The 19408-nt window shown below is 35.8% G+C and carries 16 protein-coding genes; 4 read left to right on the top strand and 12 right to left on the bottom strand.

Annotated features, from left to right (window positions below; translation table 11 throughout):
• Positions 1-271 precede the first annotated feature (271 nt).
• Positions 272-2017: an NAD(P)/FAD-dependent oxidoreductase gene (locus tag BBF96_RS03900; RefSeq protein WP_127015928.1), complete on the top strand. Its 1746-nt coding sequence runs from the start codon at positions 272-274 to the stop codon at positions 2015-2017.
• A gap of 263 nt (positions 2018-2280) precedes the next feature.
• Positions 2281-2955 carry a manganese catalase family protein gene (locus BBF96_RS03895; RefSeq protein WP_127015927.1) on the top strand — a complete coding sequence of 225 codons (675 nt, stop codon included), beginning with the start codon at positions 2281-2283 and terminating at the stop codon, positions 2953-2955.
• A 70-nt stretch (positions 2956-3025) separates the two neighbouring features.
• Here BBF96_RS03895 and BBF96_RS03890 read toward each other — a convergent pair whose 3' ends face one another.
• The 12 genes from BBF96_RS03890 to BBF96_RS03835 all read right to left on the bottom strand — a co-directional run bounded on the left by BBF96_RS03890 (position 3026) and on the right by BBF96_RS03835 (position 17538).
• Entirely contained in the window at positions 3026-3496 is a 471-nt protein-coding gene (locus tag BBF96_RS03890; RefSeq protein WP_127015926.1) for a hypothetical protein, read from the bottom strand.
• A gap of 196 nt (positions 3497-3692) precedes the next feature.
• Complete coding sequence (locus BBF96_RS03885; protein WP_205665706.1) at positions 3693-3944, bottom strand: CPF_0552 family protein; 252 nt, start codon at positions 3942-3944, stop codon at positions 3693-3695.
• A gap of 292 nt (positions 3945-4236) precedes the next feature.
• The gene (locus tag BBF96_RS03880) at positions 4237-4524 is read right to left on the bottom strand and encodes a hypothetical protein (RefSeq protein WP_127015925.1); all 288 of its coding nucleotides are present in this window, start codon (positions 4522-4524) and stop codon (positions 4237-4239) included.
• 175 nt (positions 4525-4699) lie between these two features.
• Positions 4700-4903: a transposase gene (locus tag BBF96_RS17345; protein WP_418655013.1), complete on the bottom strand. Its 204-nt coding sequence runs from the start codon at positions 4901-4903 to the stop codon at positions 4700-4702.
• A 298-nt stretch (positions 4904-5201) separates the two neighbouring features.
• Positions 5202-6176 carry a CRISPR system precrRNA processing endoribonuclease RAMP protein Cas6 gene (cas6, locus tag BBF96_RS03870; RefSeq protein WP_164730891.1) on the bottom strand — a complete coding sequence of 325 codons (975 nt, stop codon included), beginning with the start codon at positions 6174-6176 and terminating at the stop codon, positions 5202-5204.
• Positions 6177-7077: 901 nt separating this feature from the next.
• Positions 7078-7521, bottom strand: a complete 444-nt coding sequence (locus BBF96_RS03865; RefSeq protein ID WP_127015923.1) for a YaaR family protein — start codon at positions 7519-7521, stop codon at positions 7078-7080.
• Between the two features lie 356 nt (positions 7522-7877).
• A complete protein-coding gene (locus BBF96_RS03860) occupies positions 7878-8279 on the bottom strand; it encodes a hypothetical protein (RefSeq protein WP_127015922.1) in 402 nt (133 codons plus the stop codon).
• A gap of 552 nt (positions 8280-8831) precedes the next feature.
• Positions 8832-10535, bottom strand: coding sequence for a methyl-accepting chemotaxis protein (locus tag BBF96_RS03855; protein WP_164730890.1), 1704 nt, complete (start codon positions 10533-10535; stop codon positions 8832-8834).
• Between the two features lie 214 nt (positions 10536-10749).
• On the bottom strand, positions 10750-12705 hold the full coding sequence (locus BBF96_RS03850; RefSeq protein ID WP_127015920.1) for an FAD-dependent oxidoreductase: 1956 nt from the start codon (positions 12703-12705) through the stop codon (positions 10750-10752).
• Between the two features lie 1226 nt (positions 12706-13931).
• The gene (gene opp4C / locus BBF96_RS03845; protein WP_127015919.1) at positions 13932-14831 is read right to left on the bottom strand and encodes an oligopeptide ABC transporter permease; all 900 of its coding nucleotides are present in this window, start codon (positions 14829-14831) and stop codon (positions 13932-13934) included.
• Positions 14832-14849: 18 nt separating this feature from the next.
• A complete protein-coding gene (locus BBF96_RS03840) occupies positions 14850-15806 on the bottom strand; it encodes an ABC transporter permease (RefSeq protein ID WP_127015918.1) in 957 nt (318 codons plus the stop codon).
• Positions 15807-15885: 79 nt separating this feature from the next.
• A complete protein-coding gene (locus BBF96_RS03835) occupies positions 15886-17538 on the bottom strand; it encodes a peptide-binding protein (RefSeq protein WP_127015917.1) in 1653 nt (550 codons plus the stop codon).
• Positions 17539-18228: 690 nt separating this feature from the next.
• Between BBF96_RS03835 and BBF96_RS03830 the strand changes: the two genes are divergently transcribed.
• A complete protein-coding gene (locus BBF96_RS03830; RefSeq protein WP_127015916.1) occupies positions 18229-18984 on the top strand; it encodes a threonine/serine exporter family protein in 756 nt (251 codons plus the stop codon).
• Positions 18981-19403, top strand: a complete 423-nt coding sequence (locus BBF96_RS03825) for a threonine/serine exporter family protein (RefSeq protein WP_127015915.1) — start codon at positions 18981-18983, stop codon at positions 19401-19403. The genes BBF96_RS03830 and BBF96_RS03825 overlap by 4 nt, the downstream gene beginning before the upstream one ends.
• Positions 19404-19408 lie beyond the last annotated feature (5 nt).

The following is a 19408-nucleotide window of genomic DNA, read 5'->3' as shown; positions in this document are numbered from 1 at the left end:
CTATAAATTTACGATATTTTTATTTCGCCATACAAAGGATTTTTCCTGCCTGTGTCGAATAATCTTTAATGAAAATTTAAAACTTTTTGTGAAAAAATTATTTAAGTTTTTTGTAAGCAATAAAAAAATCTTATTTTTTTTCTCCATTAAATCCTACTAATCAACTATGTTTTCAGCAAAAAGTATTTTTCGTAATACTGCTCATTCTTATATATAATAATCAATTTCCATTTTTAATATGATCAAATAAAAAGGAGGTTGATTTAATTAAATGAATAAGTTAAAAGAAATTGTCATCCTGGGAGCAGGTTATGCAGGTGTTACGGCCGCTAAAACGCTTCACAAAAAGTTATGTAAAGACCCGACTGTGCGGGTTCGATTGATTTCTCAAAGCCCCTTTCATGTACTGTTAACTCAGTTACATGAAGTAGCTGGCAACCGGATACGACCCAGTGATGTCCAGATCTCCTTGAAAGATGTTTTTGAGGGAACAAAGATCGAAGTTGTAGAGGATCAGATTAAAAGCATTGATTTTGAAAAACAAATCCTTAAGGGGAGCAATGGTCAGTATAATTATGATTATCTGATTATTGGTACAGGTAGTGAACCTACCTATTATGGTATCCCTGGTATGAAAGAGCATAGCCTTACACTCTGGTCTTTAGAAGATGCTAAAAAGATCAAAGCTCATATCCGCTCTATGTTTATAGCTGCTTCTCAAGAAGTTGATCCTAAAAAAAGAGAAGCTATGTTAACCTTCGTTGTAGGTGGCGGTGGTTTTACCGGTATCGAAATGATAGGAGAATTAGCAGAATGGGTTAGAGATCTCTGTCAAATTTATAATGTAGATCGGGATGATGTTCGCCTGATCGTTGTCGAAGCTTTGCCAAATATTTTACCTGTCCTGAAAAAGAAAGGCCTGGTTGATCGTGCAATAGAATATTTAACCAATACACTTAATGTTGAGATTAAGACCAACTCACCGATCTGTGAAGTACATCCTGAGCATATTGTTTTAGAAAATGAGACTATTCCCACCAGAACCTTAATCTGGACCGGTGGAGTCAAGGCAAACAACTTTGTGAAAAATCTTGGCTTACCATTAAACAAGCGGGATAGGATTGAAGTAAATGAATACTGTCAAACCTGCTATGAAAATGTATATGCTGTAGGAGATAACTCCTTTTTTATAGATGAAAAAGGAATGGTTCTCCCTGCATTGGTTGAGGCCGCTATGCAAACCGCTAAAACTGCTGCTAAAAATATTGTAGCAGATCTTAAGGGTCAAGAAAAGAAACCTCTAAAACCAAAACTTCATGGTGTCATGGTTTCTATCGGTGGTAACTATGCAGTGGCAGATATAATGGGAATCCCAATGTGGGGGTTTGTGGCCATGATGATGAAACATCTGGTTGATATGCACTATCTGTGGGAGGTTAATGGTTTTAAATTAGTCTGGGAATATATTGCACATGAATTTAGTGAAATAAAAGGGGGAATCGGTGTGTTAGTACGTCATATGTCCAAAAAAATTAATGCTTTCTGGTTGATATTGCTACGTATAATTATCGGCCTGCGGTTCTTAACAGAAGGTATTCATAAAATACAGGATGGTTGGTTCGGTGAATGGGAAAAGTTAGCATCCGGTGCTTCTTCTGTGCTGTGGGGCGAGGGTACTCCACAGTGGTATGTTTCTTTGATGAAGACTTTTGTTGTACCTCACCAGATCTTCTTACAAAAAGTAATTGTAATTACTGAAATCGGTCTTGGTCTGTTGCTGATTTTTGGTCTCTTTACAGTTCTGGCTGCCTTAGGTACTATGGCAATGAGTGCAAGCTTTATCATGGCAGCATGGGGCGGCCCAATCTGGGATCCATTAATGCTGTTCGTCGGTTCCTTTGCTCTTTTAGGTGGAGCCGGTCGTGCTTTCGGTTTAGACTATTATGTACTGCCCTGGCTCTTTAGCCTCTCCAAAAAACCAGTATCATATCCAAAACACATTACCTTTGAACAATAAAAGCGACAGAAATTTAGAAAGCTAACTCCTTTTTGGGGAGTTGGCTTTTTTATTGAATGGTTAAACTGCAAAAAGCTAATTTTTCGCTTAAAGAGAAATTTTTCAAAGCATCTAAAAGCTCGATTTCAATCGAAATAAAATGGTTTGGCGAAAAATTTTTATGTCGCTCAAAATTAGCTTTTTGCAGTATAATCTTGAATTGTTTGAATACTAAATTATCGTTTAGGAAAGAATATTAGAAAAACTCAAAAGAGGTGAAACTAATGTTTAAACACGAAAAACACCTACTTCACGAAGTAAAAGTAGATCGCCCCAACCCCACCTATGCAGCCATGTTACAGGAACAGCTAGGCGGTGCTAATGGTGAGCTAAAAGCCGCACTCCAATATCTTGCCCAGAGCTTCCGGATTAAAGACAAAGAAATTAAGGATTTATTCCTGGATATTGCTGCCGAAGAATTAGGTCATATGGAAATGGTAGCTACAATGATTAACATGTTGAACGGTCATGATGTAGAGGGTCAAGTAGTAATGAGCGGAACTATCGAACCTCAGGTATTGAGTGGGCTTACCCCCATGCTTACCAACGCTTCCGGTGCTCCATTTACCGGAAATTATATTAGTGCCACTGGAGACCTGGCAGCAGACATTCTTTCAAACGTAGCTGCAGAACAGGGAGCAAAAGTGGTATATGAATACCTCTACAGGCAAATCAATGATAAAGGCGTAAGGGAGACAATTGACTTCCTGCTTAACAGAGAAGAAGCCCACAACGCTCTCTTCCGCGAAGCATTAAATAAAATCCAGGGTAAAGGTTCGGGTAAAGACTATGGTGTTGACGAAGATGCTAGACTGTACTTTGATCTTTCCGCACCCGGTCAGTACTTTAAAGATCCCCAACCCACAAGTCCAGGTTTCCAAAACCCCAGGCAACACTAAAATGTTAAATTTAAGCCCCTGCAAGACAGGGGCTAAATAATTTTTATTGAGGAAAGGACTCCTTTTACATTTACCACCTCCATCCTCTTCCCATCATACCGGAGCCATGACCCCATCTGGTATAGACATTAAATCTTTTTTGATCAGTTGGCCATCCAAAACATCCCCAGAAACCGCCCGATCTCATAAACGGACCCCAACTGCCGGGTCTTTCTTTATATATGTTATAATGTTCTTTAAGATACTCTGCCTGCTTTTCAGTAATCCAGCCATCTTTCAATTGTTGGTCAACCCAGGCATTAAATTCTTCTTCTGTCCATTCCAGATTTCTTCTTTTGAACTTTTCCAACATGTAATCAGCCTGTTTTTGAGTTAACCAACCATTTTCCACCTGATCTTCAAGCCATTTTGCATAATCTTCTTCAGAGAGAGAATTCATAAAAGCTCCAGGTCCAGCTCCCCAGCCTCCATGAGCCATCGCAGGCATAACAACCAGACCCAAAACACCCAGAACTACACCAACCAGTAATAGTTTTTTCATTACTCTCACCTCTCATTTTTTTAACTATAATATTAAGGCACAAATATTACAATATTATGACAAAAGTATTAAAAAAGTATGACTAATTGGATTATTATCATATCATTTCAAACTCATACACCTCTATTATTTATTCACCATGCTGCACAAGGAACAATTTCCTGGGCAATAAAAAAGACCCGAATAAGCGGGTCATTTAAAAATCCAGTTTCATCCATTTGGCTTTCACTGTATCCAGAGAGTTGATCTCTTCTCCCAATGCTTGAATATCTTCATCTTTGCCACAGAGTTGCAAAATGATCAAACCCTCTTTGGCACAATTATCAACTTCATGAATGCCCAGACGGGTTTTAATAATGCACCCATGTTTTGTAATCAGCTCCTGAAATTTGGGCGCATCTATATTTCGATTGTTGATCTTAATTGCCATAATTGTGGAACATTCCACTTCTTTTCACCCCCTTGACCCTATGTCTTTTCACTAATTTATTATTTCCAAAAATTCAGCAAACATTTCATCTACTAAATTTTCTCATAACCTTATATCTCATTTAATGGAGTCAAGATTGTAACTGTACCCAGGTAGGTAAAAAGTTGAAAGTTATTATTAATTCAAGATTTTACTATACACCCCTCTTAATTAAATTGTAATAAATATAGCCGAGCTTTTAAAGTGAGTAGTCTGGCAGATGCTCTTCAATTTTTCCATAACTATTATGTCTATAATGTCAAACTCCCTCTTACACAGAAACTGTAGAAACGAACGGTCGGAGAGAAGACTTGAAGTTTTTCTTTAAAAGAAAAATCTCTTTTTTATTTTGTAATCCTTTGTGCTTTATAAAATCAAGATCGTCTGCTATTTTGTCAAGCCTATTGATTGTTTCTGTTTTAAATTCCGTTAAACTGGCAACTTGATCAGCAATAGCATCAATTTTTTTCGCAATATGCTCCTGGTTGATTTTGAGTTCCTTAATATCAGCTTGTATAGTTACTTGATTAGCTTCTAATTTCTCGATTTTTGAATACATTTTAACCTGGTTTTCTAATACTTGGTGTAATATTTTTTAATATTATCCATAAAATTATTCTTTCTATAGATAATATAAAAAAAGTTCTATAAATAATTTCATTTTCCTTCTTGATAAAGAACAATATGCTCTACAGATACTTTTACTGTGGTCAGTAATCTTTCTGAACATTCTTTCAACACCCGATAAGCACTGGTACCTTTAAAGCATTTAACAGCCTGGGAAATAGAAATAAAATAAACAGATGTATGTGATCAGGACAAACTCCCAAAACTAAGATTTCAAAACCTTTATCCTCCGCAATCTGGTATAAGGTTTTGATAGTAAACTCCCGAACATCATCAACAAGTGCTTTTCGCCTATACTTTGGAATCCAAATTATATGGTAGGTGGTTTAATACACACAATTTCTGTTATGCTTGACATTCTTCATACTCACACTCTACACCATGCAGGTATATCTTTCAAGAAAAATTTTCTTAAATTGCTTTTGCTCCTCCGACTGAAGTCGAAGGTTTCCAGGCAATAGACTTTATTTAGGAATTTATTCTGTTTTAACATTAACTACGTCAACCTGCCATCCCTGATTTAAAAAAACCTCTTTTATCTACTCAGCACAATGCCTGAAATTCCCATTCCACTAAAATAATAGGTTAAAAATTTGTTCGTCATCCTGATCACCGCTTGTTCTTATATCTTCCCGGTATAATCTTATAATTTCCCTGCCCAAATACTGTATTTTTTCCTACATAGCAATATTGTCCCAAAACCAGATAGGGTAAAAATGGGCCAAGCTCCCCCTCATATATAACTTCACCAACAAGTCCTGCCATCCCTATTTTCTGATTTTGTCTAGTAGAATATCTGCTCCAACTAACAAGTCTGGTATTATCCCTCACTAATTTTACCTCTGATGCTTTCTCCAACATAGTCGGAAAATCCAGATTCAATTCTCCCTCTCCATAAAAGAAAACAAGACTCGATAAACGGCGGAAAAGATTTTTCATCAACAGTTCAAACTCCAGTCGTTTGACAAATCGCCCATTTGCCTTGAGCATCATAGGAGTCAACAGCTTAATCCGAATTTGATCTGTAGGCATTTCACTAACCAGAGCATCTATTTGGTTCATTTCCATACATAAATCAATGTTATAAACCAGATTTAAATATTCAGAATAAATCCGCTTCGCCTTACCAGTCATAAGATTGGTATTCCATACCTCTGATATGATAAACTTTCCTTGATCTGGCCCAATCCCAACCTGGCCTACTTTCTGCCAGCTAAGAATGATAAAAGGCAGATAAGTATTGATCTCTCCAAAAAAACGGAACCGTAAATTAATTTCATCACCTGGTAAAAATTCCATCTGTCTATTAGTTTTTACCTCTAAAATATATGGACGGGGTTTGGTTAAAAATCTCCTGGATGTCTTTTCTAATTCTTCTCTATCCATTACAGGTTCAAAAATTTGTCTGTATGCGCATTGATCTTCATATCTACATCCTTTACAAATATCTTTTTCAGTTAAACAACATAATTTACGCAACTCATTTCCAAAAGCTCCGCGAAAATTTGACTCTGGATGTTCAGGTAAACTCATTTTTGTTAAAACTGTTAGAGAAAAGTCAAGCTGAGTAATTTTTAGATTCATACTTTTAAATCTCCTTTTCATGATTTTACTGCAAAAAGCTAATTTTTCACTTCATAAAAAAATTTTTCGAACCATCTAAAGTTCGATTTCAGTCGAAATAAGGCATACTAATCATGGGTTGTCCTGGCCCATGATTAGCTCATCACCTTCTCATATGAGGCCATTCTTTTCAATCTTACTAAGATGGTTAAAAGAAAAATTTCTATGGCGCCCAAAATTGGCTTTTCACAGTTTAATCTTTCATTAATTTCAAAGGAAAATTGGTCTGCCATACACAAAAGCCTGACCAATAAAAGATAGTAAAAATAATATTTGATCTCATTCTATATGACTTGAATTGAACAGCTAATATTTTCTCAACTCAAAATTAAAGAGTTTATGAAGGTATATAATCTTCGTTGAAAAATATGATCAACTAACCTTTACAATCCGAAGAGTATAAGAATGTCACTATAAGTATCCGTTGTTCTCAGAACTTATAAAGACTTATACTGCAATATTCAGCGTCTCCTTTTCGGTGTTTTGGATTATATTTAAAATAATTTCTTCTTTCTGTTAAAAAATCCTGCTTTAAATAAAAAATGATTTTTACTGCAAAAAGCTATTTTTCTACTTCAAAAAATTTTTCGAATCATCTAAAGTTCGATTTCAGTCGAAATAAGACACACTAATCAATGGGTCATCCTGACTCTTGATTAACTCATCATCTCCTGTGATGAAGTCTTATTTCGACTGAAATCTCACTAAGATGATTTAATAAAAAATTTCAATAACACTCAAAATTAGCTTTATTAACTTTTTACAGTTTAATCATAAATATGAAAAATTCTTCACCTGATAATTACGTTTAAATAAAAAACTGACCATTCACGGTCAGTTTTGTAAATTTTATAACTAAGACCTAAATATATAGGTCCATTAAAAGACCACGGATGGCATCTACTTGCTTGATTATCTCCAATGAATCTTTCTGTTCTTCCAAAAATAATTTTCGTAGTGTCTCAAGGCCTTCATCAATTTCTTTAATGATGGTATAGCTTTTCATAGACCCGCGATTCCAACTGAATGTCTGGTTTATCTCAAGAAATTCTTCATTAAAAATCTTAAGGAATTTTTTTACATAGTGCCTATACTCAGAAAGATTTTTGATCGTCATATTCTTTTTTAGCTTTTTTGCCTTCTCTTCAATAATTTCCATTAGATAATCCAATCGGGCAGTAACATCCATTTCCCGTGCATCAATTAATACTTTTTTGAACTTTCCTTTAACAGCAGGAGCCGGTTCTCCGGATTTTCTATTCAAATGAAGATTTTGCCGAAGACTTTTGCCTGGATCAATCTTCATGCCATTAACCTCCTCATTCACCTATGATAAGCATGATCATGTTTGCACCATTTTCACATCTGTTAGTAAGTAAAATTGACTTAAGTCATCATAACTATATCCAGTAATAAATAGTAATCAATCCTTTAGACACCCTCTTATTTCTTTTATTATACCATTGATACCAAAAAATTGCCAATAAAAATTATAAAAGGCCCGTAAAATACCCATTAAGGGTGAATTACAGGTCTTTTCTTATTTTGGATAGGCCTTAAATTTTATATTTAAAAACAATACAACTATTTTCTACCATAAATTTTTTTGAGATAGATTAAAGATTACATATCTTTAAAACTGGCTTTAAGTTGAGCTATTTTTTACGATTTTGAAGCATATTTTATTTTGATATGATAAGCTGAAATAACAACTCCAAACGCAAAAAATATACCAATAAAATAAATTTCATTTTCTTTTGCCGCAAATAAAGAATATATTTGCGATATGAAGTTAATTAATGAATAAATCGAAAAGAAATAAATAGTAAAATTACAAAATAATCTTAATATCTTTTTTGACCATGTAAAGGTCTGTAATTTAAATAAAACAAATCCCCCACCTAACCCCCACAAAAAAAGTACAACTGCTATTCCACATTCTGATAATCTTTTATCAAATGTTCTTACTCCTAATAGTAAGTGTATAATTATAGATAGTAATAAGATTAAAGCAATACTTTCATAAACTACTTTTTTGTTTTTTTCAGTAAATATATCAAACAATTTATATTCCTCCTCCCACTTGCCCTTAACGATAAGCATTTCAATTTATTATTTTCAACTTCTATAACTTTTGTCAAATCCCTTCTTTACGTGGGCAAACAGATAAAAAGAATCTAACAGAAACAAATAGACCAAATGTAAACTTCAATAGATCTGATATAACATAAAATAAAACCTGTAAAATACCTTTATATCGGTATCTTACAGGTCCATTCATTTACTCAAAAAATGCTTTAATTTTATTTAAATGATTTTTCTACAAAAAGCTAATCTTTCGCTTTAAAAGAAATTTTTCGAACCATCTAAAGTTCAATTTCAAGCAAAATAAGGCACACTAATCAACTTCAATCTCAATAAGATGGTTTAATAAAAAATTTCAATAGCGCCCAAAATTAGTTTTTTGCAGTTTAATCATTTAAATTAGCTTTCAAACATTGGCAACATCATCAAAGAAGTTATGGACTTTGTTAATATGACATCTTTAATTTTAACGATAACTTTCCTCTACCGCAACTGGTGCTAACTTTATCCACATTCCAGAATCTATTACGCCTAAACTTTAAACTTCTGCACCAGCATATGCAGATTCTGCACTAATCCACTCTGTTTCTGAGCAATTACAGCAACCTCTTCTACTGCTTTTGTTGTTTCTGCAATACTTTCTGAGATTTCCTGGGAGTTATTAGCAGCCTGATCTACAGTAATAGCAACTGACGCAATGGCTTGATTAACCTGTTCAATAGAAGAAGAAATTTGTTCTGTCGTTATTGCCAGATCCTCTACCAGACTTCTAATAAATTCAACATCCTGCAAATACTGTTCGCCTGTTTTCACCAAAATCTCATAATCAGAAGCAACCTTTTCATTTATGAATTCTAAAATACTTTCTGCATTCTTCAAAAGGTTCTGGAAAGCAGCTTGAACCTGCTTTGTAATTTCCTGAATACCTGCTACAGTTTCAGCTGATTGTTCTGCTAACTGACGAATTTCATCAGCTACAACGGCAAAACCCTGGCCCTGTTCCCTTGCTCTTGCAGCTTCAATAGCGGCATTTAAAGCCAATAGATTGGTCTGATTGGCAATTTCAGAAATAATACCCGCCATTTTCTCAATTTCTTTTACCACTTTACTTTCCTCAATAGCTTTTAAAATGGCAGCCTGTCTTTCTTCATACATTTTCCGTGCAATTTTCCATGACTCTTCAGCATTGGTTTTCATTTCGCTGACCCGACTTTCAATCTCTTTTACAGAGCGGTTACTTTCCTCAGCTTTTTGGGCCAGATCTTTTGAAGATCTATTAATTTCCTGGACAGAGGAACTTATCTCTTCTGTTGAAACACTTGTCTCTTCCATACCAGCAGCAATCTCCTGGGTACCAGAATTAATACTCTGAGTCTGAGCATTGATCTTTTCAACAGCAGCACTCAATTCCTGACTGGATACACTCAACTCACCCATATTGAGTGTTACCTGTTCAATTATTGCTCTTAAATTGTTACGCATCTCATTAAATGCTTTAGCTAAAATACCAATTTCATCTTTACCTTTGTATTTCATTTCTTCTACTGCCAGATTACCGTTGGCAATTTCCTGGGCAAACTCTACCAACTTAGTTATGGGGCTAATGATACTTTTAACAATTATCATTGCAATAAAAAAAGCCACCAAAGAAGTTACTACCAACATAATCAATACAATTATACGAGCTTTCCCAGCATTATTAGAGGCATGTATGTAAAATTTTTCTGCATGATTTTGAGCAAAGTTAAGCAATTCATTTATTTTGCTATCTAGTACTGCAACCTCTTTAGCACTTTTTTCCTGGATAATCGCTGCCTCTGTTTTATTATCATTCATTGTTAATCTAATAATCTCATCTCGAATCAGCTTCCAATCTTTAAAAGCCTGGTAAGCCTCATCAATCATTTTTTTATCTCCAAGAAAACGTTCATAAATAATTTCAAAACTTTTGTTTACTTTATCTTCTAATTCATTTATCTTTTTTATAGAATTTTCTATTTGAGAATTATCAGTAGCTAGAGCAATATCTTTCATCTCTTTATACATTTTTGCTATATTAGACTCAATTTCTAAGGCTGTATTACTAATAGTAAAAGGATGTTTGTACATAGTTTCCATTAAAATTTCTAAATTACGTAAATAAATTATTCCCATTATGCCCATAATACAGGTTAGCATTATCACCAATATAACACCCAGCACCATCTTCTGCGATAATTTTAAGTTTTTTAACATCTTTATCAACCCCCTAAAAAACAGCATTCGACAATTTTCCCGTTAATCCTTCCTGGTTTATTTGAATAATTTGCTTCATTTACGTCAGTATTCATGTGCGAAACTTTCTTGCCTAAAAATATGGCTGTGGTAGATAATTACCCAAAATAAAATGCCTCGCATGGGATTTCTCTAACTCCCCATGCGAGGCTCCCCATTATATATAAGAATTTACCTATAGTTGCCAGCCAGCCTGAAAACCATTAGCAACTGCGTCTATAATCTTACCAACCTCCGAAGCGTCTCCGGCAACCTTTACCGGGATACCTTGTTTCTCTAAGGCTTTCTTAAATTCCCTTCCTACCGGTGATTGACCAATAGCCAGAATCACCTTCTTTGCTTTTATGAAGTCCTGTCTCCCATCCTTGCTAACCACCGATACACCATCAGAGGTTATCTCTGTTACTATTGTATCAGTCCGTACCACTATGCTCAACTCATTAAAGCTTTGCATCAGATCGAAGCGGCTAATAGGTTCCATATCTGTTGCGATATCAGGTAACATTTCCAGTATAGTAACCTTAACTCCCTTTTCTGCAAGGTAATGGGCAGTTTCACAACCCACTAATCCGCCACCTACGATAACAACTTCTTCATCTGTTCCAAAAGATACCTTACCTGATAGAACATCCCATGCCTGGATGGCAAGTCCTTTTTCTGGTCCTGCTCCTTTGATCTTTGGCTCTACAGGTAGTGAACCGGTAGCAAGAATTACGTAATCTGGTGAAAGCGCCACAATGCTTTCAACGGTTGCAGGAGCGCCAAGTTTGACTTCTACACCAACTCTTGAAAGCTCTTCCTCAAGCCAACTGTGGAACCAACCAATTTTGGCTTTTCCCGGAGGTACCGCGGCAAGCTCTAACTGACCTCCTAGACGCTGCTCCTTCTCGAAAAGCGTTACCTGATGACCTCGTTTCGCAGCGGTAATAGCAGCTTGCATACCTGCCGGCCCTCCACCAACAACAACGACTTTTTTCTTTACAGGGCTTTGCTTAATTTTACTATAAACAGCCTCATGACCCACCACTGGATTAACGCTGCAACGTAATCGAAGATTCTTGAAAACACGACCACCTATACATCCAACGTTACAAGAAATACATTTACGGATCTCATTGGAACGTCCTTCCTGTGCTTTCTTGGGCCATTCCGGATCAGCTATCAACCCACGGCCGATAGCAACGAAATCTGCCTTTCCATCAGCAATAACCTTTTCAGCAAATTCCGGTTCGCGAATTACGCCTACTGTAATTACCGGGATCTTTACTACTTTCTTTATTTCTTCAGCAAGATATACCCGCCATCCTTGCTCGAACCTTGATGGCTCAAGAAGTGTCGGCATGGACTCATAAATTCCTGAACTCACATGTAATACATGTACTCCGGCCTCTTCCAGCATCCTGGCGACTTGTTTACCTTCTTCCAGGGTATTGCCACCATCAATAAACTCATCAGCACTAAAGCGGAAACAGATGGGATAGTCATTTCCAACAGCTTCTTTAATTCTCCTGATTATCTCAAGCGGAAAACGCATTCTTCTTTCAAAGCTACCACCATACTGGTCAACACGCCGATTTGTCCGTGGGGACATGAATTGCCCGATAAGATATCCGTGAGCACCGTGCAGCTCTATCCCATCGAACATTGCTCCTTTAGCTCTTACAGCAGTGTTGACAAACTTCCGAATTATGTTTTCAATCTCATTGATTGTGAGTTCTCGAGGTTGAACACCAAGAAAAGAGCAGGGAACAGGTGATGGTGCCACCGGTTGGCGACCTTCTGTTATACCAGGAGTAGTCTGACGCCCTGCATGATGTATTTGCATAAAAATCTTGGCACCATAGTTATGAACAGATTCTGCCAGTTCGAAAAAGCCAGCCATGTATTTATCGTCATCCAATCGCAACTGACAGGCAACATTTTTACCCTGCGGGTAATCAACCTGGACATTTTCCAGAATTATAAGTCCTACTCCGCCTTTTGCACGTTCTACATAATAGTCAATAAGTCTTTGGCTTACCGAACCATCTTCGTTGGCAAGATTTGTTGCCATAGGTGGCATAACAATACGGTTCCGGATTGTTAAATTACCTATCCGACCTTCCGAAAAAAGATTAGGAAAACAAGCCATATTAACCCCTCCTTGATTTATTGCTAGGTTTAAAATAATTGATATTTAAAAGATTTTTTTGTGTTTGGCAAAAATCACCTCTTTTCTCTAGAATTTTTCTTATGAGGTATCCCCATAAGTAAACATTCTGTAACCTGTCCAAAGAATTTAAACAAACCAGCAGCTAAAACAACCCCATTCAACTTTAAATGAGAATTTTCAGGTTTAAAGTTATCATCCAAAATGAAAGGTAAGTTAATTATAAGCTATAAGCTCGTCGAAAACCTTCGTGAATAGCTTCTATGATCTTCCGAGAATTTATACTAGGCACTTGCAAAACCCCAAGTGTTTTTCTTCTAGAATTCCCTCTACGAGATGATCTCTGAGAGCATATGTAGGCATATCAAAAACTATTTCCCGAAAGCTAAAGCTTACTTAATCTATAAGCAAACCGGCCATTTATCCTATCCACTAGAATTTCCGTGGAGTTGTTTGTTACTTTTCTTGAAATATAGGGTAAACCTGATTTTTTTGTGAATTGTTTCACATATTAAAACAAAAGAAAAATTTAAATTTTAAATTAATATTCAATAACGGGCATTTCATCTATACTTATATCAGTATTAATTTGAATAATAGTTCCAATATCATATGCTTTGGATCATTTGATGAAACTCACCGACTTTTAATTACAGGAATTTGTTCCTTTTTGTGAACTGTTTCACATACTAAAACAAAAGAAAAATTCGAGTTGACATACAATAACAATCATTTCACCTATGATTAAACCGGTACAAGTTTAAACAACAACCCGATATGTATGAAATGTAATATTTCGGCAATATCATGAACATACTCTATAATTTCTTAACTACCGATGCCGATTTCGATAATATCAAAAACTTTCGGTACCTGGTTATGAATTAAAAACACTAGTTTTGCAAGCACTTATATTTATTTTTGGTGTAATTATAGCATAGTCATGTTTCTATGTCAAGATCAAGTTCTTGAGATTTTTATAGTAACTTAATACCGCACATTTTTTCTCCTTTTCAAAACTATCTTAAGCTTACTGCAAAAAGCTAATTGTTCGTTTCAAACTAAAGTTCGATTTCAGTCGAAACAAGGTATATTGATCAATGAATCCCCCTGACAAATTTTTTTTGTTAAAAAAGAGCCAACTTCTGACAAAAATAAAGTTGGCTCTGCTCACTTTATGTAAATCATTACCATAACTCGTTTCAATTTTATTCCTTCAACTTGGGATCTAAAGCGTCCCGTAAACCATCTCCGATAAAGTTAATACTCAATACTGACAGGATAACCATAATCCCTGGTGGAATCCAGAACCATGGCATATCCTCGAGAATCACGATATTCTTGGCTTCGGTCAACATATTTCCCCAGCTGGGAATGGGAGGTTGAACCCCTATTCCAAGGAAACTTAAAGATGCCTCTAACAGAATTGCATATGCCACCTTTAATGTAGAGGATACAATAATCGGAGCAAAAGCATTAGGGAGAATATGTTTAAAGATAATCCGGAAATCCTTTTCTCCTAAAGCCCGGGCAGCTTCAACAAACTCCCGTTCCCGTAAGGAGAGAAATTCTCCACGTACCAGACGGCATGTACCCTGCCAACTTAGAAGTCCAATTACAATCATTACGTTGTAAATACTTGGACCAAATACAACCATAACTGTAGGAGCCAGAATCAATGTTGGGAAACAATTGAAGATATCTACTAAACGACAGATCAAATTATCAATCCAACCGCCGTAATAACCTGCTATACTTCCTAAAATAGTTCCAATCAAAACAGAGATGGACATGGAGACCAATCCTACTGTTAAACTGATCCGACCACCATATAAAAGCCTGGTATAAATATCACGGCCAACACTATCAGTACCCAACCAGTATTTAGAATTAGGTGCACTTCTGGAATCCAAAATATTGGTTTTATACGGATCATGTTTGGTTAAAAATGGTGCAAAAATAGAGCATAGAGCAATAATAGTTAATATAACCAAACCAATTAAAGCTAATTTATTCTTCTTAAAGCGTTTCCAGACCAACCGCCATGGAGATTCCATATTACCTCTCAATTCTTGGGCTACATTTCTTACTTCCTGAACTTCAGCCATTTACTCTTCCCTCCTTAATTAATCATATCTGATTCGTGGATCAGCTAATGCATAACTGATATCAGCAATCAGATTACCTAGATAGACTAAGACAGCGTAAATAAACATATAACCCATTATAAGTGTATAGTTTCGACTAAAAATTGCTTGTACATACATTTTACCCATACCTGGCCAGGAGAAAATTCTCTCTATAAGTACTGAACCAGACATTAATCCCGGCAGAGAAAGACCCAGAATTGTAATAACAGGAATTAAAGCATTTCTAAATGCATGTTTATAAACAACTACCTTTTCTGCAAGGCCTTTGGCCCTAGCAGTTCTGATGTAATCTTCACGAATAACCTCTAGCATACTGGATCTCATATATCTGGTTAAAGAAGCAAGTCCACCAAAACCGAGACAGAACATTGGAAGTATAGATCGATATAATAACATAAAAAAGCCATTATTACCATCTGGAGAATAAAAACCACCAGAGGGAAAAATGGGTATCTTTAATGAAAAACTATAAAGCATCAACAATGCCAGATAAAAGGATGGCATAGAAATACCAAGGAAAGCAATTATTGTTACTCCATAGTCGAACTTAGAATATTGTTTTGTAGCAGAGATTATACCTATAGGTATTGCAAATATAAAACTGAACAGCAGAGAGCCTACACTCAAAAATAAAGTAGCAGGCAATCTTTCCAGAATCATTTCGGTTACAGGTCTTCTGGCTGAGTCCATTGAATATCCTAAATGGCCTTTCAAGACCAGATTTTTCAACCAACGGCCATATCGAACAATAAGTGGATCATTCATTCCCATTTTTTCTAACTTATTCATCAAATCTTCCTTAGTAATACTGGGATCTTCTAATCTTGCTAATGGATCTCCTGGAGCTGCATTAATAAGAACAAAAACAATAAAAGTTATGGCTAAAATAATTGGAATAGACTGCAATATTCTTCGAAGAACATATTTACGCAATTTTTTTACCCCCTTTTTTGCTGCATTCAAAAGTAGATGTGGCTTAATAAAAGCCACATCTACTTTTAATAATCAATTATTATTTGCGCCGAAACTCCTTAGGAATCCAGACGTGCTCTAAACCTCTCCAGAATGGATTTGCTGCCAATGGATTTGGGTCGAAACCGCGGACTCTCTTATTAACTGCATGGATATAAGTATTAGCATACATATAGATATATGGCAGATCTTCATTCATAATCTTTTGCCATTTTACATAGTAATTCTTTCTTTCAGCTCTATCCAGAGTAGCTCTTGCAGCTTCAATCAACTTGTCAGCTTCTGGATTGCTATAACCGGTTCTATTCCAGGAACCCTTAGAATGCCATACATTATAAGGATCTGGGTCAGCACCTAAACTCCAACCCATGAAAGTAGCTTCATACTCACCAGCATTAATTTTCTCTCTCATTGCATTGAACTCTAGACGAACCAGATTTACTTTAATACCAACTTCTCTCAGGTTATCCTGAACCAGAGCCATTAATTGATCAATAAATTCACTACCGGAAGAAGCCATCAGTTCAAATTCACATACTTTACCATCTTTTTCATAGTAACCAGTCTTCTTATTAAATTTCCAGCCATCAGATTCCAGAAGTTCTCTGGCTTTCTTTGGATTATACGGATATTGATTTAAATCGCGTGGGTTAGCATAAGCCCAACTTGCTTGAGAGATTGGAGAGTTAGGAACAATTGCAAAACCGTTCATTACCTTGTCAACAAAGCCTTGACGGTTTATACCATAAGCAATAGCTTGACGAACGATTTTATTAGAAACAACAGAGTCTTTATTTGCTACACGGAATCCAATGTAACCATAACCGTTCCGGATTTGCTTGTGCAGAGTAACATTTTCCATTTTCTTAACTTTTTCAAACTCATAACCTGGGATTTCTGCCCAGTCAATTTCACCTTTTTCCAATTTGATCAGACGAGCGTCATCACCTAAATAATGATAAATAACATAATCTAGATATGGACGACCATTATGATAATCTTCAAAAGCTGCCAGTTTACAATACTGGTCAGTTACGTATTCAACAAACTTGAATGGACCAGTACCGATTGGCTTACGGTTAAATTCAATTTTATCAATATCAGCTACTGGGACATCCTTCAAAATATGAGCCGGCAGAATACCCATATACATAGCACTTACCAGGAATGGAGCAGTAACTTCTTTCAGAGTAATAGAAATGGTATAATCATCAATAACTTTAATTCCTTCAACGGTATCAGCTTTACCAGCTTTATATTCTTCAGCTCCAAGAATAGTCATAAAGTTAGAAGCACGTACACCTGGATAGTCTGGATGTAAGATGGTCATAAGTGTATAATAAACATCTTCAGTAGTTAACTCATGGCCATCATGGAAAAGTACTCCTTTTTTCAAATAGAAAGTATAAGTTAAGTTATCATCAGAAATTTCCCATTTTTCTGCTAATTTAGGAACTGGTTCAAAGTACTTATTAGTAGTAATCAGACCATCAAAAACCAATTCCCAGATGTCATTATCATAAACAGTCTCAGAAAGAATTGGGTTAAACATACCTTCTGGAGCCTGGAAACGAGCCAGATGTAAAGTACCACCATAAATGTACTCATCAATTTCTTCAACTGGACCAGAAGCAAAAACATTTAAACTCAGAACTAAAATAGAGATTACTACCAAAATCAAATTTTTCTTCATTTTTTCTCCTCCTCCTAAAAGTTTTTTAATACAACCTTCCCTCTCAAACTAAAAATCCTTTTTTAATTAACCCCCCCTTTCATTCCATATATCGATGTAGAATATCTATCATAATATTACGTAAATTTAGTCAATTCTTTATTCTACATAAACATCAAATATTCCTTTTTAAAAATTATTTTTTTTGAAAAAATTACTTACTTATACTTTAAGTGTTTAAAGCGTTAAAATAACTAACTTCATGATATCTTTGCTTTTTTACAAATCTTAAAATTTCAATATCATCATTACTAGTCTCAACATCTACTTTCAGTATATATTGCCATAGAATTTCTATAATAATCTTCCATTTAAAGAATACTTTTTTTACCAACCATCATCAGTAATAATGATACTGGTCAATATCAATAGCTTATGATACAATTACATAGTATGATCTTACTGCAAAAAGCTAATTTTTCGCTTCATAAAGAAATTTTTCGAACCATCTAAAATTCGATTTCAGTCGAAATAAGGCACATTAATCAATGGATCCTCCTGGCCCTTGATTAGCTAATTACATCCTGTGATGAGACCATTCTTTTCAATCTTACTAAGATAGTTTAACGAAAAATTTCAATAGCGCTCAACATTAGCTTTTTGCAGTTTAATCATAGTATGCAAATCATCTACTCTTAAAGGAGGGTTTCAATGCTCACACCTAAACAAATTCTGGATATTGCATCATATGCAGGTGAAATTATTCTTGCCAACGGTGCAGAAATCTACCGGACAGAAGATACCATTATCCGGATTTGCCAGGCCTATGGAATAAAATATGTTCAGAGCCTGGTTACACCCACAGGGATTTTTATTTCCATTGACGATGGAGACAATATCTCAGAAACGGTAGTGAGAAGAATCCATCGGCGGTGTGTGAATTTGACCAAAATCAGTCAAGTCAATGAATTCTCACGGAAATTACAAAAAAATCCTATGGACTATGCCACAGCTATGAAAGAATTAGAAAAAATTAGCAATGATAAAAATGAATATAGTTTAACCGCCGTTATTCTCTGGATTTCTCTGGGCTCTTCCATGAATGTAATTTTGATGAAAAAGAGCTATATCAACATCATTCCTGCATTATTAGCCAGCCTGGGAGCCCAATTAGTCGTTAAAATTGATTTCTTAAAAGATGTAAACTTTGTACCGGAAATAGTTGCTGGATTTATCGCCGGGTTAATCTCCCTTTTTTGTTATCAATATGGATTAGGAGATCATTTGAGTACCATTATTGTTAGTTCCATCCTCCCCTTTGTACCGGGAGTTTCTCTCACCAATGCTATCCGTGATGCCATCAATGGAGATCTTATCTCTGCCAACAGCCGCGGGATGGAAGCTGGTTTAATTGCTATTAGTCTGGCTATTGGTGTTGCACTGGCACTGGGGGTGTTTTATACATGAAAATAATCACTGAATTGTTTGCAGCTTTTGTAATGGTACTGACCTTTGGAATTCTATTTCAAGCACCAAAAAAAAGCCTATGGCTTCTAGGCCTTACCGGTACTATCAGTTGGGCAGGATTTTTGCTCTCCAAACATCTGATTGGTAATGTTGTCATCGCTTCATTTATCGCTTCTATCCTTGTGGGAATCTGTGGCGAAATCTTTGCCCGAATAATGCGTCTTCCCGTAACCGTCTTTGTCATTGCCGGAATCATCCCCTTAGTACCGGGAATTCCCGCTTATGATACAATGCTCTTTCTGATCAAGGGCCAATACCTTGAAGGAGTCAAGACCGGAATTGATACCCTAATGATTGCAGGAGCTATCGCTCTTGCCATAGCCATTGTGGGTGCTATTCCACCCAGGATAAAATCATAACCTCC

The organism is Anoxybacter fermentans, assembly GCF_003991135.1.
In the GTDB taxonomy this organism is placed as follows: Bacteria; Bacillota; Halanaerobiia; order DY22613; family DY22613; genus Anoxybacter; species Anoxybacter fermentans.
The sequence above is the reverse complement of the archived record's forward strand: the minus strand, read 5'-3'. Positions and strand labels throughout refer to the sequence as shown.

Coding starts and splice junctions, on each gene's coding strand:
- BBF96_RS03900 (WP_127015928.1), top strand. CDS start 272: ATGAATAAGTTAAAAGAAATTGTCATCCTGGGAGCAGGTTATGCAGGT.
- BBF96_RS03895 (WP_127015927.1), top strand. CDS start 2,281: ATGTTTAAACACGAAAAACACCTACTTCACGAAGTAAAAGTAGATCGC.
- BBF96_RS03890 (WP_127015926.1), bottom strand. CDS start 3,496: ATGAAAAAACTATTACTGGTTGGTGTAGTTCTGGGTGTTTTGGGTCTG.
- BBF96_RS03880 (WP_127015925.1), bottom strand. CDS start 4,524: ATGTATTCAAAAATCGAGAAATTAGAAGCTAATCAAGTAACTATACAA.
- cas6 (WP_164730891.1), bottom strand. CDS start 6,176: ATGAATCTAAAAATTACTCAGCTTGACTTTTCTCTAACAGTTTTAACA.
- BBF96_RS03865 (WP_127015923.1), bottom strand. CDS start 7,521: ATGAAGATTGATCCAGGCAAAAGTCTTCGGCAAAATCTTCATTTGAAT.
- BBF96_RS03855 (WP_164730890.1), bottom strand. CDS start 10,535: ATGTTAAAAAACTTAAAATTATCGCAGAAGATGGTGCTGGGTGTTATA.
- BBF96_RS03850 (WP_127015920.1), bottom strand. CDS start 12,705: ATGGCTTGTTTTCCTAATCTTTTTTCGGAAGGTCGGATAGGTAATTTA.
- opp4C (WP_127015919.1), bottom strand. CDS start 14,831: ATGGCTGAAGTTCAGGAAGTAAGAAATGTAGCCCAAGAATTGAGAGGT.
- BBF96_RS03835 (WP_127015917.1), bottom strand. CDS start 17,538: ATGAAGAAAAATTTGATTTTGGTAGTAATCTCTATTTTAGTTCTGAGT.
- BBF96_RS03830 (WP_127015916.1), top strand. CDS start 18,229: ATGCTCACACCTAAACAAATTCTGGATATTGCATCATATGCAGGTGAA.
- BBF96_RS03825 (WP_127015915.1), top strand. CDS start 18,981: ATGAAAATAATCACTGAATTGTTTGCAGCTTTTGTAATGGTACTGACC.